The organism is Dactylosporangium sp. NBC_01737 (assembly GCF_035963215.1).
Classification (GTDB): Bacteria; Actinomycetota; Actinomycetes; order Mycobacteriales; family Micromonosporaceae; genus Dactylosporangium.
On record NZ_CP109153.1, the window covers coordinates 5,732,790 to 5,750,323 of the forward strand.

14 protein-coding genes and 1 pseudogene are annotated in these 17,534 nt (G+C 74.2%); 2 read left to right on the forward strand and 13 right to left on the reverse strand.

What is annotated here, in order from left to right; all coding sequences use genetic code 11:
- Positions 1-113: 113 nt before the first annotated feature.
- The 8 genes and pseudogenes from OHA72_RS25855 to OHA72_RS25885 form a co-directional block, all read right to left on the reverse strand.
- Positions 114-1,523, reverse strand: coding sequence for an MFS transporter (locus OHA72_RS25855; RefSeq protein WP_327010377.1), 1,410 nt, complete (start codon positions 1,521-1,523; stop codon positions 114-116).
- A 76-nt stretch (positions 1,524-1,599) separates the two neighbouring features.
- Entirely contained in the window at positions 1,600-3,735 is a 2,136-nt protein-coding gene (locus OHA72_RS25860; RefSeq protein WP_327010378.1) for a peptidase domain-containing ABC transporter, read from the reverse strand.
- A gap of 264 nt (positions 3,736-3,999) precedes the next feature.
- Entirely contained in the window at positions 4,000-5,154 is a 1,155-nt protein-coding gene (locus OHA72_RS25865; protein WP_327010379.1) for a TIGR04500 family putative peptide maturation system protein, read from the reverse strand.
- Positions 5,151-6,137 carry an MvdC/MvdD family ATP grasp protein gene (locus tag OHA72_RS25870; RefSeq protein WP_327010380.1) on the reverse strand — a complete coding sequence of 329 codons (987 nt, stop codon included), beginning with the start codon at positions 6,135-6,137 and terminating at the stop codon, positions 5,151-5,153. Before OHA72_RS25870 ends, OHA72_RS25865 begins: the two co-directional genes overlap by 4 nt.
- 17 nt (positions 6,138-6,154) lie before the next feature.
- On the reverse strand, positions 6,155-6,310 hold the full coding sequence (locus OHA72_RS25875) for a hypothetical protein (RefSeq protein ID WP_327010381.1): 156 nt from the start codon (positions 6,308-6,310) through the stop codon (positions 6,155-6,157).
- Between the two features lie 144 nt (positions 6,311-6,454).
- Positions 6,455-8,989 carry a BTAD domain-containing putative transcriptional regulator gene (locus OHA72_RS25880; protein ID WP_327010382.1) on the reverse strand — a complete coding sequence of 845 codons (2,535 nt, stop codon included), beginning with the start codon at positions 8,987-8,989 and terminating at the stop codon, positions 6,455-6,457.
- 55 nt (positions 8,990-9,044) lie between these two features.
- A pseudogene (locus OHA72_RS64830) lies at positions 9,045-9,275 on the reverse strand (AfsR/SARP family transcriptional regulator); the annotation flags it as partial.
- Positions 9,276-9,381: 106 nt separating this feature from the next.
- A complete protein-coding gene (locus OHA72_RS25885) occupies positions 9,382-10,170 on the reverse strand; it encodes a ceramidase domain-containing protein (RefSeq protein WP_327010383.1) in 789 nt (262 codons plus the stop codon).
- Positions 10,171-10,437: 267 nt separating this feature from the next.
- On the opposite strand from OHA72_RS25885, the gene OHA72_RS25890 reads away from it, so the two are divergent.
- Positions 10,438-10,770 carry a VOC family protein gene (locus OHA72_RS25890; protein WP_327010384.1) on the forward strand — a complete coding sequence of 111 codons (333 nt, stop codon included), beginning with the start codon at positions 10,438-10,440 and terminating at the stop codon, positions 10,768-10,770.
- A gap of 136 nt (positions 10,771-10,906) precedes the next feature.
- The gene (locus tag OHA72_RS25895; RefSeq protein WP_327010385.1) at positions 10,907-12,763 is read left to right on the forward strand and encodes a M14 family metallopeptidase; all 1,857 of its coding nucleotides are present in this window, start codon (positions 10,907-10,909) and stop codon (positions 12,761-12,763) included.
- 391 nt (positions 12,764-13,154) lie between these two features.
- On the opposite strand, the gene OHA72_RS25905 is transcribed toward OHA72_RS25895, so the two are convergent.
- From OHA72_RS25905 to OHA72_RS25925, 5 genes are all read right to left on the reverse strand, one after another.
- Positions 13,155-14,165, reverse strand: a complete 1,011-nt coding sequence (locus OHA72_RS25905; RefSeq protein WP_327010386.1) for a sulfate/molybdate ABC transporter ATP-binding protein — start codon at positions 14,163-14,165, stop codon at positions 13,155-13,157.
- Positions 14,162-15,028, reverse strand: coding sequence for a sulfate ABC transporter permease (locus OHA72_RS25910; protein ID WP_327010387.1), 867 nt, complete (start codon positions 15,026-15,028; stop codon positions 14,162-14,164). The genes OHA72_RS25905 and OHA72_RS25910 overlap by 4 nt, the downstream gene beginning before the upstream one ends.
- On the reverse strand, positions 15,021-15,869 hold the full coding sequence (cysT, locus tag OHA72_RS25915; protein WP_327010388.1) for a sulfate ABC transporter permease subunit CysT: 849 nt from the start codon (positions 15,867-15,869) through the stop codon (positions 15,021-15,023). Before cysT ends, OHA72_RS25910 begins: the two co-directional genes overlap by 8 nt.
- Positions 15,866-16,903 carry a sulfate ABC transporter substrate-binding protein gene (locus OHA72_RS25920; protein ID WP_327010389.1) on the reverse strand — a complete coding sequence of 346 codons (1,038 nt, stop codon included), beginning with the start codon at positions 16,901-16,903 and terminating at the stop codon, positions 15,866-15,868. The genes cysT and OHA72_RS25920 overlap by 4 nt, the downstream gene beginning before the upstream one ends.
- Before the next feature lie 61 nt (positions 16,904-16,964).
- On the reverse strand, positions 16,965-17,375 hold the full coding sequence (locus tag OHA72_RS25925) for an RrF2 family transcriptional regulator (protein ID WP_327010390.1): 411 nt from the start codon (positions 17,373-17,375) through the stop codon (positions 16,965-16,967).
- Positions 17,376-17,534: the final 159 nt, after the last annotated feature.

The following is a 17,534-nucleotide window of genomic DNA, read 5'->3' on the forward strand; positions in this document are numbered from 1 at the left end:
GTCCTCCCGCCGGACGGGACCTGCCCCGCACCGCATGACACGCGTCCTTCAGCGCGTTCTCCAGCGCCGACCTCGCCATCGGCGGGCCGTGGGGCTACTGGAGGTGGAGGCCTTCACGCCGTAGCGGTGTCCGGGCCGGGGTGCGGCGCGTCCGCATCCCGGCCGGTGGCGCGTGCGATGTCGGCGTCGAAGGTACGCCCGCCGCGCCGGATGATCCACGCGCCGAGACCCAGCGGCAGCAGCAGGACGGTGAACGCGCCGCGCAGCGAGCCGGACCCGGTGCCGACGGCGAGGGCGTCGGAGACGACCCCGACCAGGAACGGGCCGGCCGCGCCGCCGAGGGTCACCACCGCGTTGAGCACCGCGAAGCCCAGGCCGCGCCGGTGTGCCGGGACCACGTCGGCGTTCGCGGCGGTCAGGTTCGGGATCGCCGCGGAGAAGCCGGCGTTGGCGACGAAGTAGCCGGCGATCTGCACCGGCAGCACCGGGGCGAGGGCGGCGACCGCCAGGCCCAGCGCGCCGATGAACAGCGCGGTGCCGGCGAGGACCATCCGCCAGCCCTTGCGCCTGCCGTGGAAGCGGTCGCCGTACCGGCCGCCGAGGATCACGCCGAGCACGATGCCGGTGCCGCCGACCCCGCCGGCGATCCCGGTCGCCGCGGCCTCCTCCAGGCCGAACTGCCGCTGGTAGAACGTCGGCATCCAGAAGAACAGCCCGCCGAGGCCGAAGAACATGATGGTCAGCCCGGCCACCACCGAGCGCAGCGTCGGGATGCGGATGAGGTCCCGCAGCTGCTGCAGCATCGGCGCCGCCGGCGGCGCCTCCGCCTTTGCCGCGGTGACCCCCGCGGCGAGGGCGCCGATGCGGTCGCCGAGGCCGCGGATCGGCTCGCGGACGGTGAGGCAGAGCAGGGCGATGACCGCGCCGGGCACCGCCACGAACAGGAACGCGTGCCGCCAGCCGACCGCCTGGGCCAGGGCGCCGCCGACGAGCACCCCGACGGGCAGGCCGACGAAGTAGCCGAGTCGTTCGAGGCCGAAGGCCCGCGCCCGGCCGCCGGGCGGGAAGTAGTCGGCGAGCAGGCTGGAGGCCGGCGGGTTGTACAGCTGCCCGGCCGCGCCGAGCAGCACCCGGATGCCGAACAGCAGCGCGTAGGAGCCGGCCAGGCCGGTCCCCAGGGTCAGCACCGCCCACGCGCCGACGACGGCGGCGATGATCCAGTTGCGCCGCCTGGTGTCGGCGAGCCGGCCCGCCGGCAGCAGCAGCACCACCCCGGCGATGGCGCCGGCCGTCGGGATGGCGCCGACCGCCTTGTCGCTGAGGCCGAACTCCTCCTGGATCTGCGGCACGACCCCGGCCAGGAGGTTGTACTCGACCCGGTCGACGAACGCGACGAGGGCCACGCAGATCGCCGGCCACCACCCCAGAGGCGCCGTCGCGGTGGGGCGCACGGCCACCGGTGGCCGCCCGGCGAAGGCGTCCACGAGCACGGTGCCGTCCTGGTCGGCCTTGGTACCGGGCACCGGCGCGCCTCCTCAGATGGAAACAGCGTTTCCCTGGGGGCACCATATGCGTCCTCCCGCCGGACCACAAGATCGGTCAGGCGGCCGCCTGCAGGGCGACCAGCTCCGCGTAGTGGCCGCCGCGGGCGAGCAGCTCGGCGTGGCCGCCCCGCTCGACGATGCGGCCCTCGTGCAGCACGTGGATGACGTCGGCGTCGCGGACGGTGCTGAGCCGGTGCGCGATGACGATGCGGGTCTGCGGCAGCGCGGCGAGCCGCTCCTCGACGACGGCCTCGGTGGCCGGGTCGAGGTGGCTGGTCGCCTCGTCGAGCAGCAGCAGCCGCGGCTCGCTCAGCAGCGCCCGGGCGAGGGCGACGCGTTGCCGCTGGCCGCCGGACAGGCCGCCGCCGTCGACCAGGACGGTGTCGTAGCCCATCGGCATCGCCATGATCTCGTCGTGCACGGCGGCGGTCGCGGCCGCGGCGGCGATCCGCGACAGCGGCGCGGCCGGGTCGGTGAGCCCGATGTTCTCCCGCACGGTGCCGGTGAACAGCGTCGGGTCCTGCGTCACCACGCCGAACTGCCGGCGCAGCGCGTGCGGGTCCAGTGCCGCCGCGTCGTGCCCGCCGTGGCGTACCTGCCCCTCCGTCGGCAGGTACAGGCCGAGCAGCAGCCGGGCGAGGGTGCTCTTGCCGGACCCGGACCGGCCGACGAACGCGACCTTCTGCCCGGGTTCGACGCTGAACGTGACGCCGCGCAGCACCCACGGCGCCCGCGGGTCGAACCGGAACCCGAGGTCACGCACCTCCACCCGGCCGTCCAGGACGGGCGTGGCGCCTGTGGTGGTCGTCTCCGGGTCCTCGGCCATGATGTCGTCGAGGCGGGCCAGGTGCGCGCCGGTCTGCTGCAGCTGCTGCAGGTTGTCCACAATGGACGACAGCGGGGCGAGCGCGGCGGTGGCGAGCGCGCCGAGCGCCAGCATCGTGCCGAGGCTCAGGTCGCCGTGCAGCACCCGGTGGGCGCCGGCGAGCAGCAGGGCCGCGGGCGCCAGGTACTGCAGCGCGCCGAGCCCGGTCTCCAGGCCGCCGCGCAGCAGCCCGTGCCGCAGCCCGGCGTTGAGCTGCGCGGCCTGCAGGTGCGACCAGCGCTGCACGGCCCGCTCCTCGGCACCGGCCGCCTTGAGCGTCTCGATGCCGCCGAGCGCCTCGATGAGCTGTGCCTGCGCCTTGCCGGACGCGGCCAGCTCCCGCTCGGCGAGCTCGGCGACCCGCCGCCGGGTGCACAGCAGCAGCGCCAGCTGCACGCAGCCGAGCGCGGCCAGGCACCCGCCGAACACCGGGTCCCGCCACAGCACGAGGCCGAGGTACCCCAGCGCCAGGGGAGCGTCGAGCAGCGTCGCCAGCACGTGGCCGGACAGGATCTCCCGCAGCGCCGTGACACTGTGGGTGCGCATCACCAGCTCGCCCGTGCCGCGGTCGGCGAAGAAGCGGAACGGCAGCGCGAACAGGTGCCGGACCACCCCGCCCGTGACGTCGTGATCCGCGCGGGAGCGCAGCGTCAGCAGCAACGCGGTGCGCAGCAGGCCGAGCACGGCCTGGGCGGCGACGGCGACCGCGACGGCGAGGCCGAGCGGCACGAGCAGGCCGGCCGCGCCGCTGGGCAGCAGCCGGTCGACCAGCACCGCCGACAGCGCTGGCACGGCGAGCCCGAGCAGCTGCAGCAGCAGCGACGCGAGCAGGATCTGCGCGAGGACGGCGCGGTACCGGCGCACGCCCGCGGCGAGGAACCGGCGCCGCCACGCCGGCGGGTCCGGCGCCCGCCCGGGCCGGAAGTCCGGGCCCGGCTCGAAGGCGATGACGACCCCGGTGAACCCGGCCGCGAACTCGTCCGGGCGGAGCCGGCGCCGCCCGGAGACCGGGTCCAGCAGCCGGATCCTGCGGTGGCCCCAGCGCTCCAGCAGGACGAAATGGTTGAAGTTCCAGTAGAGCACCGCGGGCACCGGGACCTCGGCGAGAGCCTCGGGCGGCAGCGAGAACGCCCTGGCCCGCAGGCCGTAGCGTTCCGCGGCGGCGACGAGGGCGTGGGCGCTCAGCCCGTCGCGGGACACCCCGAGGTCGGCGGTCACCTGCCGGACCGTCGCCGGACGGCCGTGGTGGGTGAGCACCATCGCCAGGCACGCGGCGCCGCAGTCGGCCGCCTTCACCTGCCGCAGCTCGCGCAGCCGCCGGCTCACCGCGCCACCGCCCCGCACGTCAGGCGCGGGTTCCGCGGCCGCCGGGTCGTCGGGTCGTCGCACCGGGCGTCGCGCGGGGTTCCTGGGCCGTCGGGTCGCCGCATCGGGCGTTGCGCGGGGGTTCGGGGCCTTCGGGTCGCCGCGCCGGGCGTTGCACGGGTTCCGCGGCTGCCGGATCGTCGTGCCAGGCGTTGCGCGGGTTCCGCGGCCGCCCGGTCGTCGGGTCGCAGCATCGGGCGTTGCGCGGGTTCCGCGGCGGGCGGGTCATCGGGTCACCGCGTCGAGCGTGGCGCGCAGGACCACTGCCAGTGTGGTCAGCAGCAGTGCCGCGGCGAGCCACAGCGCCGCGAACAGCCGGCCCGGCAGGACGCGCAGCGGCACCGGCTCGACCCGGCTGCCCTCGGCGTGGCGGCGCACCGCCGAGGCCAGGAACACCCCGTCGCGGGTGATGGCGGGCTCATCCACGGGGACCCCAGTTCCACTCGATCCGGGCGGCGGCCCGCCGCTCGGCGAGCCATTCGGCGAACAGGCGGCGCGAGACGCTGTCGCGGGTGGCGGGCAGGACCGCCACGACCACGGCGACCAGGAACCCGCCGGCGAGCGCCACCGGGCCGATGACCGTGCCGGCCTCCGCGTCGTGCGCGGCCTCCAGGTCGGCGCGGGTGACCGTCGCGAACGACGGCGCGGGCCCGGTGCCGGCGGCGAAGTCCGCGACCGCGGCGGCAAGGGGATCGGTGGCCCCGGCCAGCCGGGCCGCCGCGGCGTCCTGGTGCTCCACCGGACCAGCCGCAGCCGGTCGTGCCGGCGCGCGCCGGCGGCGACCTCCGCGTCGACCGCGCCGGCGGTGACCCGCTCCCGCAGCCGCGCGACCAGGGCCTGGTGCGCGACGAGCTCCTCGAACTGCTGGTCGCTGAGCCCTTCGGCGGCCATCCAGGCGCGGGTGGCCTCGGGCGTGAGCAGGCCGCGGGCGCGCCGGAACGCGTCGGCGGCGGCCTGCAGCCCGGCGTCGTCGAGCTCCTCGCCGTTGACGGCCTCGCGCACCAGGCACGAGTCGACGAGACGCTCGCGCAGCGGCGCCTCCCGCCACAGCAGATCCAGGTACGCCACCGCGTCGGCGACCTCCAGGGCGACCCCGTTGACCCGTACCAGCAGCATCTCGCCGCCGCGCTGGACACCCCGCAACGGCCACGGCAGGCCGTCGTCGGGGCACCACGACAGCGAGACCGTGCCGCCGGGCTCGCGGATCAGCAGGTCGTAGTGCAGCGAGCCGTCGTACTCCTCGCGCTGCCACAGCAGCCGCAGGCCCGCGCCCGGGTGGCGGGCCCGCAGCGCCTCGACCCGGGCCCGGGTGTCCGCCGTGCCCGCCTTGCCCGCGGTGGCGGCGCGCAGCAGGGCGACGGCCTCCGGCAGCAGCGTCATGCCGGCACCTCGCCGGTCGCCAGCAGCCGCGCGACCGCCGCGGTGATGGGCAGGCCGGTGGCCAGTTCCAGCCAGTCGAACTGGCCGTTCGGGTTGATCTCCAGGAACACGTAGCGCCCCTCCGGGGTCAGGATCAGGTCGACGGCACCGAAGCTGAGGCCGAGCCGCCCGACGAGGTCGCGGCAGCGCTGCGCCACGTCGCCGGGGAGCGGGTGCACCCGCAGCGGTGTGTTCGCGTGGTCGTAGCGGCGCCAGTCGTACCGGGTGTGCTCGGTCGCCTGGGAGTGGATCTCGACGGCGAACACGGCGCTGCCGACGACGGTCACCCGGACCTCGACCCGCTTGCGCACGTAAGCCTGGACGATCATCGGCGCGAGCCGCAGCGTCGCGGCGTGGCCGAGGTCGCGGTTGCCGACCGGTTCGGTGAACCGGCCCATCGGCGCCGCGTCGGTGCCGCGCGGCGAGCGGTGCAGCGGCTTGGTGATGATCTGCCCGTCGTGCTCGGCGTGGAAGTCCAGCAGCCGGTCGGGATCGGCGGTGATCAGCGTCGGTGGCACCTCGAAGCCCAGCTCGACCGCGACCGCGAGGTGGAACGACTTGCGGTCGGCGCGGTCGATCACGTCCCGGGTCGCGGGCACCTGACGGCAGGCGAGCCCGCGCCAGACGCCGTCGAGGTAGGTCCGTACCTCCGCGGCCAGGTGCGCCCGGACGTCGGCGTCGGTCACGGTGTGCGGCGGCACCGGCGCCGACGGGCGCCGGTGCCACACACACGTCAGACCGTCCAGGTCCACGTCCCGGCCGCCGGTGCGCAGCCACCGCCGGACCGGGGCGGCACCGCCGGCGCTCAGCTCGACCTGGGCGCCCGATGGGACGGTGCCCGGGTCGAACAGCAGTACCTGCGCGCCGCCGCCGGTGAGCAGCGCGGCGACCCGTTCGGCGGTGACGTCGTCCGCGGCGGTCAGCACGAGGATCCGTGTGGTCATGACGATCTACCGGCGGGTCAGTCGAACATCCCGTCGCCGGAGCAGCGCCACTTGCCGCCGCTGAGGGTGCACACCTGGCTGGCTACGCCGCCGTTGACCTGGCGCAGGTCGTCCTCGCGCAGCTCGACGCCGGACTTCGCCAGCTGGTCGAGCGTGATACGTGCCTTCTTCACCACGGACCGTCCTTCCTTTTGCGTACCTCGCCGGGCCGTGCGGCCGGGCTGACGCCAGTGAAGGCGGCCCGGCTTGCGGGCGAATTGCGGCGGCGTTGCCCGGCACTGTCGCCAATCGGACGCCGCCGCGCGGGCACACGGTGCTCACGGGGTCAGGGTCGCGATCAGGCCGGCGGCCTCGTCCCGGGTCATGTCCAGGCCGCGCACGTACGCCGCGGTGTGCCGGTGCGCGGGCGCGCCGTGCCGGTTGCGGTGCGCGTGGGCCCGGCCGATGTGCTGGGCGGTGAGGCCGACCCGCCGGCCGATGCCGGTGACCGCGCCCCACAGCAGCGCGCCGGCCTCGCCGTCGCCGGTGAGGGTCAGGGCCCGGGCCAGCGACAGGGTGGTGACCAGCCATGAGCTCACCGTGGGGGAGTCGCCGAGCCGACCGGTGAGCCGCAGCGCCGCCTGGCGGGCGTCGTCGTGGCGGGCCTGGTCGAGGGCCACCTCGACGCCGAGCCAGCCGGAGACGGTCACCACCCAGCCGAAGCCGCACGCCCGCCCCGCCAGCCGCGCCTCCGTGAGCAGCTCGGCCGCGCCGCCGAGGTCACCGGCGAGGTACCGGGCGTGCCCGTGCACCATCCGCGCCTGTGCCTGCAGCTCCGGCACGCCGACCGCCTCCGCGGCCCGGTGCGACCGCGCCGCGGCCACGGTCGCGAACGCCGCGTCGCCGGCGGCGGCCGCCACGAACGACAGGCCGCACAGCGCGTCGGCGCGCAGGGCGTCGTGCCCGGCCCGCCCGGCGTCCCACACCGCCGCATGCGCCTGGGCGACCGCGTCGGGCACGTCACCGGCGATCGACCGCAGCGCCGAGAGCCCGATGCGGGCCCGGCCGCGCGCCGCGTGCCCGGCGCTGGAGCGGTCCTGCCCGCCCGCGGCGAGGCCGGCCCGCAGCCAGGCGGTCCCCTCGACGATCGCGCCCTCGTGGAACCAGTACCACGCGACGCCGCCCGCGACGTCCACGGCCGCCGCGCCGTCGCCCTCGGCGAGCGCGTCGCGCAGCGCGGCCCGCACGTTGCGCCGCTCGCCGTGCAGGCGGCGCAGCCAGTCGTCGGCGGCGTCGGTGCGCAGGCCCGCCGCGGCCTGCGTGGCGAGCCCGCGCACCCAGTCGCGGTGCCGCCGCACGGCCCGGGCCCGCTCGTCGTCGTCGAGCAGGCCGATCGCGTACTGCCGCAGCGGCCGGCCGAGCCGGTACCGGTGCGTGGTCCCGTCGCCCCGGTCCACCTGGATCAGCGACCGGCCGACCAGACCCGGCAGCCGGCCCCGCCCGCCGGGTGCGACGGCGTCCATCGCGTCGAGGTCGAACCCGCCGTCGAACACGGCGAGGCGCCCGAGCAGCGTCGCGTCCGCCGGTACGAGCGCCGCGCCGACCGGGTCCGCGGCCGGTCCGAGCAGCCCGGCGGGATCCTCGCGCAGCTGCACGGCCAGCGCCGCGAGGGGCATGGCCCGGGCCAGCACCGCGGCCCGCTCCACCGCCGCGGGCAGCCGCCCGACCGCCTCGCACACGACGGCGGCGAGCCGCCGGTCCTGCACGCCCGCGGCCCGCTCGGCGAACAGCTCGACGGCGTCGCCGACCGGCAGCGGCGCCAGCTCCAGCAGCACCTCACCGGCCAGCCCGAGCGGCTCCCGCGCGGCGACGAGCACCGGCGGCCCGGCGCCGGCGGCGAGGAGCGCCCGCAGCCGCCCGTCGTTCCCCGCGCCGTCGGCGAGCAGCAGCCGCGTCGCCGGGCCGGGCCGCGCCGGCCACAGCACGGGCGGGACGCCGGTCAGGGCGGCGTGGCGGTGGGCGTACTCGATGATCAGCCGGCTCTTGCCGGCACCCGGTGGTCCGGTCACGGTCACGACCCTGGCCGTGCGCAGCAGCTCGGCGAGGTCCGCCAGCTCCGCAGCCCGCCCGATGAGGCGGGTCGCCGGGACGGGCAGCGGCGCCACGACCTCGGATGCCGGGCCGCTGCCGTGCGGTGCCGGGCCGCCGCCGTGCGGTGCCGGGCCGCTGCCGTGCGGTGCCGGGCCGCCGCCGTGGGGTGCCGGGCCGCCGCCGTGGGGTGCCGGGCCGCTGCCGTGGGGTGCCGGGTCGCTGCCGTGGGGTGCCGGGTCGCCGCCGTGGGGTGCCGGGTCGCCGCCGGGCGGCGACGGGTGGTGCGGTGCAGGACCGTCGAGCAGGGCCGGGTCGCGGCGCAGGACGGCCGTCTCCAGGTCGTGCAGTGCGGGTCCGGGGTCGACGCCGAACCGCTCGGATAGCGTCGCCCTGGCCTCGCGCAGCACGTCGAGGGCGTCGACCTGGCGGCCGGAGCGGTACAGCGCGACCGCCAGCAACCACCACAGCTGCTCCCGGCCGGCGTTCTCCCGGGCCAGCCCGGACAGCTCCGCCACGACGGTCTCGTGCCGGCCCAGCCCCACCTCCGCCGCGACCCGGTCGATGCGGGCCTGGACCCGCTGCTCCTCCAGCGGGCGCGCCGCGACCAGCGCGAACGACGCGTCGGGGAAGTCGGCGTACGCGCTGCCCCGCCACAGCGACAGGGCCGCGTCCAGCTTCGCCCGGCCAGGGCCGTGCCGGCCGGCGGCGACCAGGTCGTGCCCTCGGCGGCGAGGACGGTGAAGGTCTCGGCGTCGACGTGGCCCGGGGCGGGCGCACCGCATACCCGGCGCCGACCCGCACCAGGACCCGCGACGGCGAGCGGGGCGGCCGGTCGGGCTCCACCGCCCGGCGCAGCCGGGCCAGGTGGCTGTGGACGGTGCCCAGCGCGGTCGCCGGCGGCTCGCCGTCCCACAGCACCTCCACGATGCGGTGCAGCGGCACCTCCTGCCCACCGGCGCTGAGCAGCAGGGCGAGCAGCATGCGGGTCCTGGGGCCGCCGACGTCGACCGGGTCGTCGCCGTGCGTCACCTCCAGCGGGCCGAGGACGCCGAAACGCGGATCTGCCATGCGTGCTCCCACCGGTGATCATTTGCGCGGTCACCGGTCAGATGTCTGGCGGACGCCGGAGGTTGCGGTGCGCTGCTGTCGCATGCCGTACCGCGAACCGGTCGGATCACCGCTCGCGCGCAAGATCCCGGGAGGGTATGGCCGCCGGCGATCGTTCGCTGGCGTAGTACCGGTACAACAGGTACGCCGACACCGCGCACAGCAGGTGCCAGACCGCGTGGCCCTGGACGAGCGAGCGCGGGTCGCACAGCCACGCCCTGCTCACGTTCCAGACGGCGAACGCGACCAGGATCGCGGCGAACGACCCGTACGCGTACCCGTGCCGCGCGGTCGTCCCACCCCGGCGCATGACGGCGACCTCGAGCGCCGTCGCGGTCAGCAGCAGCGCCCCGAACGCGGCGTTGCCCGGGTGCATCACGACCGGGAGCTGCACGTCCCACGCGCCGATCGCCTCGCAGGCCGCGAGCGCGCCCACGAACACCCCGGCGAGCAGGCGGGTGCCGCCGCGCAGCCACCGCATCGTGGCGTAGGCGACGGCGAACGCGGCGACCAGGTACATGCTCAGCAGGTCCAGGTGCCCGCCGAGCGCGGCCTGCGTCGCGTGCATCGCCGCGCTGCCGGGCCCGAGCAGCACCACGAGGCAGGCCAGCGCGGTCGCCCGGCGCCGATGCGCCGACGGGCCCGCGCCGATGTCGGGTCGCGCGCCTGGCACGCCGGCGTTGCTGAAGGTGTTGGCCGGCTGCCGCACGGCCCAGTCGCGGCCCGCCTCGCAGAACCCCGCGCCGCGGCCCACGTCGGGGCCGAGCCACCCGTACCGGATCCCGGCGGCGAGCAGCCCGCACGAGACGACCGCGGTCACCCCGGCGGCGGTGACGGGCCTGCGATCACGGTCCATGCGCGCCACCATAACGGCGCTGCGCCACCCTGCAGGGCATCGCCCAGCAGGCCCGCGACGGCGCCGACCGCGCGGCATTGGAGACGGTCGCGGCGCTCGCGATGCGCGCCTGGCCCGCCGCCGCGCCGGCGAAGCGCGCGCGGTCCCGCTGATCGACGCCGCCGGCGAAGCACGTCCCGTCCCGCCAAGGCGGCACGCGGCGTCGCGCCGGTCCGTAACGTCAGCGGCGAGGCGGCGACCGCCGCCCGTATCCGAGAGGAAGCGCAGATGAGCCCGACGATCCGCAGCGTGGTGGTCCCCGTGTCCGACCTGGCCGCCGCCAAGGCGATCTACACCGCACTGCTCGGCGCGCCGCACACCGACCAGCCGTACTACGTCGGCTACAACGCCGACGGCTTCGAGGTCAGCCTCGCCCCGCAGGCTGACGCCACCGGCGGACCGGTGGCCTACGTCGACGTCGACGACCTCGACGCCGCCCGCGCCACGCTGCTCGCCGCCGGCGCCACCGAGCGCGACGCGCCCCGCCAGATCAGCCCGGGCGCGCGGGTGTGCGTCCTGCGCGACCCCGACGGCAACCCGATCGGCCTGCGCGGCAAGTAGGCGCCGCGAGGGGTGCCGCGGCACGGGTCGCGGCGCCCCCTCGGCGGCATGTTCTTGAAAAGACGGATGTTGATATGACCTTGCCTTGGGTGGTCATCTGGTAGCTCTCGTGCACCTCCACACCCAAGGAGGCTTGATGAGCCACACCCGTAGGCTCTCCATCCCGTTCACGATCGCGCTCGTCGGTGCGCTCGTGGTCGCCGCGATCAGCCCGGCCGGGGCCGCCCCGACCGACGCGGCCACCGCCGAGACCTCCGCCCCCTACCTGGTGACCGGGGTGGACACCCTGGATCAGCGCAACCGGATCGCGGCCACCGGCGCGTCGATCGACGGCATCGACCACGGCGTCGTCGACATCACCGCCACACCGTCGGAGGTGGCGCAGCTGCGGCAGCAGGGCTTCACCGTCAACCGGGCGCTGCGGCCCGCGACCCCGGGCGGACCGCCCACGACCCAGGACTTCCCGTCGGCGGACTCGGCGTACCACAACTACGCGGAGATGACCGCGGAGCTGAACCAGGCCGTCGCCGACCACCCGGCGATCCTGCGCAAGTCCAGCCTCGGCGCCTCGTACGAGGGCCGCGACATCCCCGTCATCAAGATCTCGGACAACGTCGCGACGGACGAGAACGAGCCCGAGGTGATCTACACCGCGCACCAGCACGCCCGGGAGCACCTGACCGTCGAGATGGCGCTGTACCTGATCCGGCAGCTCACCGACAGCTACGGCACCGACACTCGGATCACCGATGTGGTGAACTCGCGCGAGATCTGGATCGTGCCGGACATGAACCCCGACGGCGGCGAGTACGACATCGCGACCGGCTCCTACCGGTCCTGGCGCAAGAACCGCCAGCCCAACGCCGGCAGCAGCAACGTCGGCACGGACCTCAACCGCAACTGGTCCTACAACTTCGGCTGCTGCGGCGGATCGTCTGGAACCACCAGCTCCGAGACCTACCGCGGCCCGTCGGCGTTCTCCGCGCCGGAGACCCAGCGGGTCCGCGACTTCGTGCTCAGCCGGCGCATCGGCGGCGTGCAGCAGGTCAAGACCCACATCGACTTCCACACGTACGGCAAGCTGGTGCTCTGGCCGTTCGGCTACACCACCGCCAACACCGCGCCCGGCCTGGACGCCGACCAGGAGCTCACCTTCCGCACGCTGGGCATCCAGATGGCCGGCACCAACGGTTACACCCCCGAGCAGGCCAGCGACCTGTACATCACCGACGGGTCCATCGACGACTGGATGTGGGGCAACCAGGGCATCTGGTCCTACACGTTCGAGATGTACCCCGGCAACTCCGGCGGCGGCGGCTTCTACCCGCCCGACGAGGTCATCGCGGCGCAGACCGCGCTCAACCGGGAGTCGAGCCTGCAGATCGCCGAGTACGCCGACTGCCCGTACCGGGTGATCGGCAAGGAGGCCCAGTACTGCGGCGCGAGCCCGGGGACCACCGTCTGGTCCGACGACTTCGAGACCAACCTGGGCTGGACGGTCAACCCGACCGGCACCGACACCGCGACCAGCGGCGCCTGGGAACGCGGTGACCCTGAGGCCACCGACTCCAGCGGCGCGAAGCAGCTGGGCACCACGGTCAGCGGCAGCAACGACCTGGTGACGGCGCGCCTGGCCGGCTCCAGCGCCGGCGCGAACGACGTCGACGGCGGCACGACGAGCGTGCGCTCGCCGGGCATCACGCTGCCGGCGATCGGGACGCTGACGCTGAGCTACTCGTGGTACCTGGGGCACGGCAGCAACGCCTCGTCGGCGGACTTCCTGCGCATCAGCGTGGTCACCGGCAGCGGCACCACGGTGCTGTTCACGGCCGCGGGCGCCGCCACCGACCGGGACGCGGCGTGGGCCACCGGCAGCGTCAACCTCACCCCGTACGCGGGGCAGAGCGTGCAGATCCTGATCCAGGCCGCGGACGCCTCAACCGCGAGCCTGGTCGAGGCCGGCGTCGACAACGTCGTCATCCGGCAGTCCTAGCGCACCCACGCTCAGGAGCCGCCCGTGTCCACGGCACGGGCGGCTCACCGCTTCCACAAGGACGTGACGTTCGAGGAGTACGCGTTCGCCCGTACCGCGGCGCTGGTGCGCTTCGCCAGGCTGCTCACCGGCGACGAGCACCGGGCCGACCCCGCGACCGTGTCCTCCCCGGTCGCGCCGCCCACCCCAGCGCAGACCTCCGCCCGCCCATCGGTCAGCGCGTGGCTCCGAGAGCATCGGCGACCGGCTCGGCCACCGGGGGAGCACCGACATGGGTCGGCCCGACCGGGCGGCGGGCGATGGCCGTCCTCGCGCCGCCCGGCGGGAACGGCGTGCCTCGCCCGCAACCCCGGCCGCCGCCGGGTCCAGGTCGGCCGGGAACGAGCCGGCCTCAGAGGCTGGTCGAGGCGAGGTCGTGGGAGACGCCGGCCGGGGCGGGCGCGACGGGGGTGGTGGGGCTGCCGGGGCTGATCCGCAGGTGCACCGTGGTGCCGACCTCCAGGCCCAGGGCGAGGAACTCGTTGCGGGTCAGGGTGACGATGACGGACTGGCCGGCCGCGGTGGTGACGTCGATGCGGATCTCGAAGCCGATCCGGGTGATGCGCGAGACCTGGCCGGTCACGTCGTCGGGGCCGGCGGGGGTGGTGCCGATCTGCAGGTCGTGCGGGCGCACCAGGTGGTCGCCGAGCTGGGTGACCGGGCCGAGGAAGCGCATGACGAAGTCGTTGGCCGGGCGGTCGTACAGGTCGTCGGGGGAGCCGATCTGTTCGATGCGCCCGTCGTTGATCACGACGATCTCGTCGGCGACCTCGAGGGCCTCCTCCTGGTCGTGGGTGACGAAGACGGTGGTCACCTCGACCTCGTCGTGCAGGCGGCGCAGCCAGTCGCGCAGCTCCTTGCGGACCTTGGCGTCCAGGGCGCCGAACGGCTCGTCGAGCAGCAGCACCGTCGGCTTGATCGCCAGTGCCCGGGCGAGGGCCATGCGCTGGCGCTGGCCGCCGGACAGCTGCGCGGGCAGCCGGTCGGCGAACTGCTGCAGGTGCACGAGCTTGAGCAGCTCGTCGACGCGGGCCGCGATCTCGTCCTTGGGCCGCTTGCGGATCTGCAGGCCGAAGGCGACGTTGCGGCGCACCGACATGTGCTTGAACGCGGCGTAGTGCTGGAACACGAAGCCGACGTTGCGTTTCTGCGGCGGCAGGTCGGTGGCGTCGATGCCCTCGATCTCGACCCGGCCGGTGTCGGCACGCTCCAGGCCGGCGATGATGCGCAGCAGCGTGGACTTGCCGCCGCCGGACGGGCCGAGCAGCGCCGTGAGCCGGCCCGAGGGGATGCTCACCGAGACGTTGTCGAGCGCGACGAAGTCCCCGAAGCGCTTGCCGACCCCTGCGATTTCGATGCTCAACGTTCTTCCTTCGGCCGGAGGACGGATACGACGATGATGCTGGCCACGGCCACGAGCGCGAGGAGGAAGGCGGTGGCGTAGGCGCCGCCCTTGTCGAAGTTGAGGTACTTCTCCTCGACGACGAGGGGTGCGGTGCGGGTGAGCCCCAGCACGTTGCCCGACACGATCTTCACGGCGCCGAACTCGCCGAGCGACCGGGCGAGGCTCAGCACGACGCCGTAGATGATGCCCCACTTGATCGAGGGCAGGGTGATGCGGCGGAAGGTCTGCCAGGCGTTGGCGCCGAGGCTGCGGGCGGCCTGCTCCTGCTCCTCGCCGACCTCTTCGAGCACCGGCACGACCTCGCGGATGACCAGCGGCAGGGCGACGAAGACGGTGGCCATCACCATGCCGGCCTCGGCGAAGATGATCTGCAGGCCCCAGCTCTCCAGGGTCGGCCCGAACCAGCCGTTGCGGCCGCCGTAGACCAGCACCAGGGACAGGCCGACGACGACCGGCGACACCGACAGCGGCACGTCGAGCAGGGCGTTGAGCAGGCGCTTGCCGGGGAAGCGGTAGCGCACGAGCAGGATCGAGATGGTGACGCCGAAGACCGTGTTGATGATGACGGAGATGATGGCGATCTCGACCGACAGGTGCAGCGCGTGCACGATGTCGGGGTCGGTGAGGATCGCCTGCAGGTCGTCGAAGCCGTCCTTGAAGGTGTTCTGGCCGACGAGGTACACCGGCCAGGCCACCAGGAAGAACAGGTACGTGATGACGACGAGCCGGATCAGGTAGGCGACCGGGCCGCGCTTGCGGGTCCAGGCCCTGCCGGCGGCTCTGCCCTGAGGGGGCGCGGGCTTTACCAGGGTGTCAGCCACGGCGGACCGTCCTTCGCTGGATCACGTCGAGGATCACGATGACGGCGAACGAGATCACCAGCAGGACGGTGGCGACGGCCGCCGCGTTCTCCAGGTGGTCGTTCTCGATGCTGCTGAAGATGCGCACGGAGGTCACCTCGGTGCGCATCGGCAGGTTGCCCGACAGCAGGACCAGCGAGCCGTACTCGCTGACGCCGCGGGCGAAGGACAGCGCGGCCCCGGCGGTGATCGCCGGGGTGAGGCTGGGCAGGATGACCCGCCAGAAGATCGTGAACCGGCTGGCGCCGAGCGAGGCGGCGGCCTCCTCGACGTCCTGGTCGATCTCGGCGAGCACGGGCTGCACGGTCCGCACGATGAACGGCAGCGTCACGAACAGGAACGCGACGAAGACCGCGACCCGGGTGTTGGCGATGTCGATGCCGAGCGGGCTGTTCGGCCCGTACAGCGACAGCAGCACCAGGCCGGCGACGATGGTCGGCAGCGCGAACGGGATGTCGACGAGCACCTCGAGGGCGCGCTTGCCGAAGAACCGGTCCCGCACCAGGACCCACGCGATGAGCGTGCCCATCACGACATTGACCAGGGTGACCCCGATCGAGGTGAAGATGGTGAGCTCGATCGACGCGAGGGTCTGCTCGGCGGTGATCGCGTCCCAGAAGCCGCTCCATCCCCCGGAGCCGGCGACGGCCACCACGGCGGCGAGCGGGATGAGCACCAGGAGGCTGAACCACAGCATCGCGACCCCGAGCCCGAGCCCGGAGACGCGTGTGAGGGGATGCCCGGCCCGGGCCGACCGGCGGTTGCCCGCCGGCCGGCCCGAGGTCGAGGTCGCGGATGTCACTTGGCTTTGCCCGACGCGGCGATGATCTTGACGATGAGACCCTCTTTCTCGTCGAAGAACTTCTTGGACAGCTTCGACCAGCTCTCGAAGTCCTTGTCGACCGTGAGCAGCTTCTTCGGGGCCGGGAACGGGTTGTTCGGGTCGATGGCGCCCTCGACGCCCTTGGTGTCGACGCCGGAGATGATCGGCCGGAAGCCCTTGAGCACGAACTGGCGCTGACCGGGGGAGCTCAGCACGAAGTCGAGCCACTCCTTCGCCTTCGGGTTGGCGTTGGTCAGGATCGCGCCCGGGTTCTCGATGAGGATGGTGGTGTCCGGGTACACCCAGTCGAGCTTCTCGCCGCTCTGCCGGGCCAGGATCGCCTCGTTCTCGTAGGCGAGCAGGACGTCACCGGTGCCGCCGAGGAAGGCGGTGGTGGCGTCGCGGCCGCTGCCGGGCAGCGCGACGACGTTGGTGAACAGCTTGGTGAGGAACTCGCCGGCCTGCGCGTCGGTGCCGCCGTTGGCGGTGACGTGACCCCATGCGGCCAGGGCGTTCCAGCGGGCCGCGCCGGAGGAGGCCGGGTTCGGGGTGACGATGCCGATGCCGGGCTTGATCAGGTCGTCCCAGCCCTTGATGTTCTTCGGGTTGCCGGGGCGCACCGCGAGGACCACGACCGAGGAGGACACGATGCCCTTGGTGGGGCCGGTGTTCCAGCTCGGGTCGACCAGCTTGGCGTCGACCAGGCGGGTCACGTCGCTGGACACTGAGAAGTGCACGTAGTCGGCCTTGAGGCCGGCCACGACCGCGCGGCTCTGGTCGCCGGAGGCGCCGTAGGAGGTCTGGAACTTGACGCCCTTGCCCGCCGGGGTCTTGTTCCACTCGGCGGCGATCGCCTTGTTCGCGGCCTCGGGCACCGCGAAGCCGACGATGTTGAGCGTGGTGGACTCGCCGGCGGCACCGGCGTCGTCCTTCTTGGTGGTCCCCGCGCACGCCGACAGCGCTAAGCCGGCGGCGAGCAGAAGAGCGGCGGTCGCTCTGATCGGGTGCTTCATGGGGAACCTGTCCTCCTGGGTCGGCAGTGCTCATATGAGGGTCGTGCGGTGGCTGTGCGGGTCATGCGGTGCGTTCCTCGGTGAGCAGGTCCGCGAGGGTCGCCTGGTCGACGATCGCGTTGACGGCGGTGTCGACGGACAGCCAGATCCGGCGCAGCCCGCGGGCGGCACCGTCGTACGTGGCCTGCTCGGTGGGCAGGCCACGCACCGTGGTCAGTGCCCCGTTCATGGCGCGGAGGATCTCGCCGACCGTGATCGCGCCCGCCGGGCGGGCGAGGCCGTAGCCCCGCTCGGTGCCGCGGTGGCTGTGCACGAGCCCCACGCGGCGCAGTTCGAGCAGGACCGTCTGCAGTGAGCCGATGGACATCTGTTCGCTCTGGGCCAGTTGTGCCGCGGTGACGCGGCCCGGGTCCGCTGCGGCGATGGCGAGCATCGCCCTGATCGCATAGTCCGCGCGGACGGAGATGTGCACGTCGCTGTGCTCCGATCAGATCGCCCGAGGTCGGCGACAACAACTGCGCACGCTGCCTGTCTCCGTTCCCGCCCGTCGCGATTGTCTAGCAAGTCTAGTTAGTAGGTAGGAATAGAATAGTTGCGGGACGGCGGCTGTCAAGGTTGCGGACCGCACTCA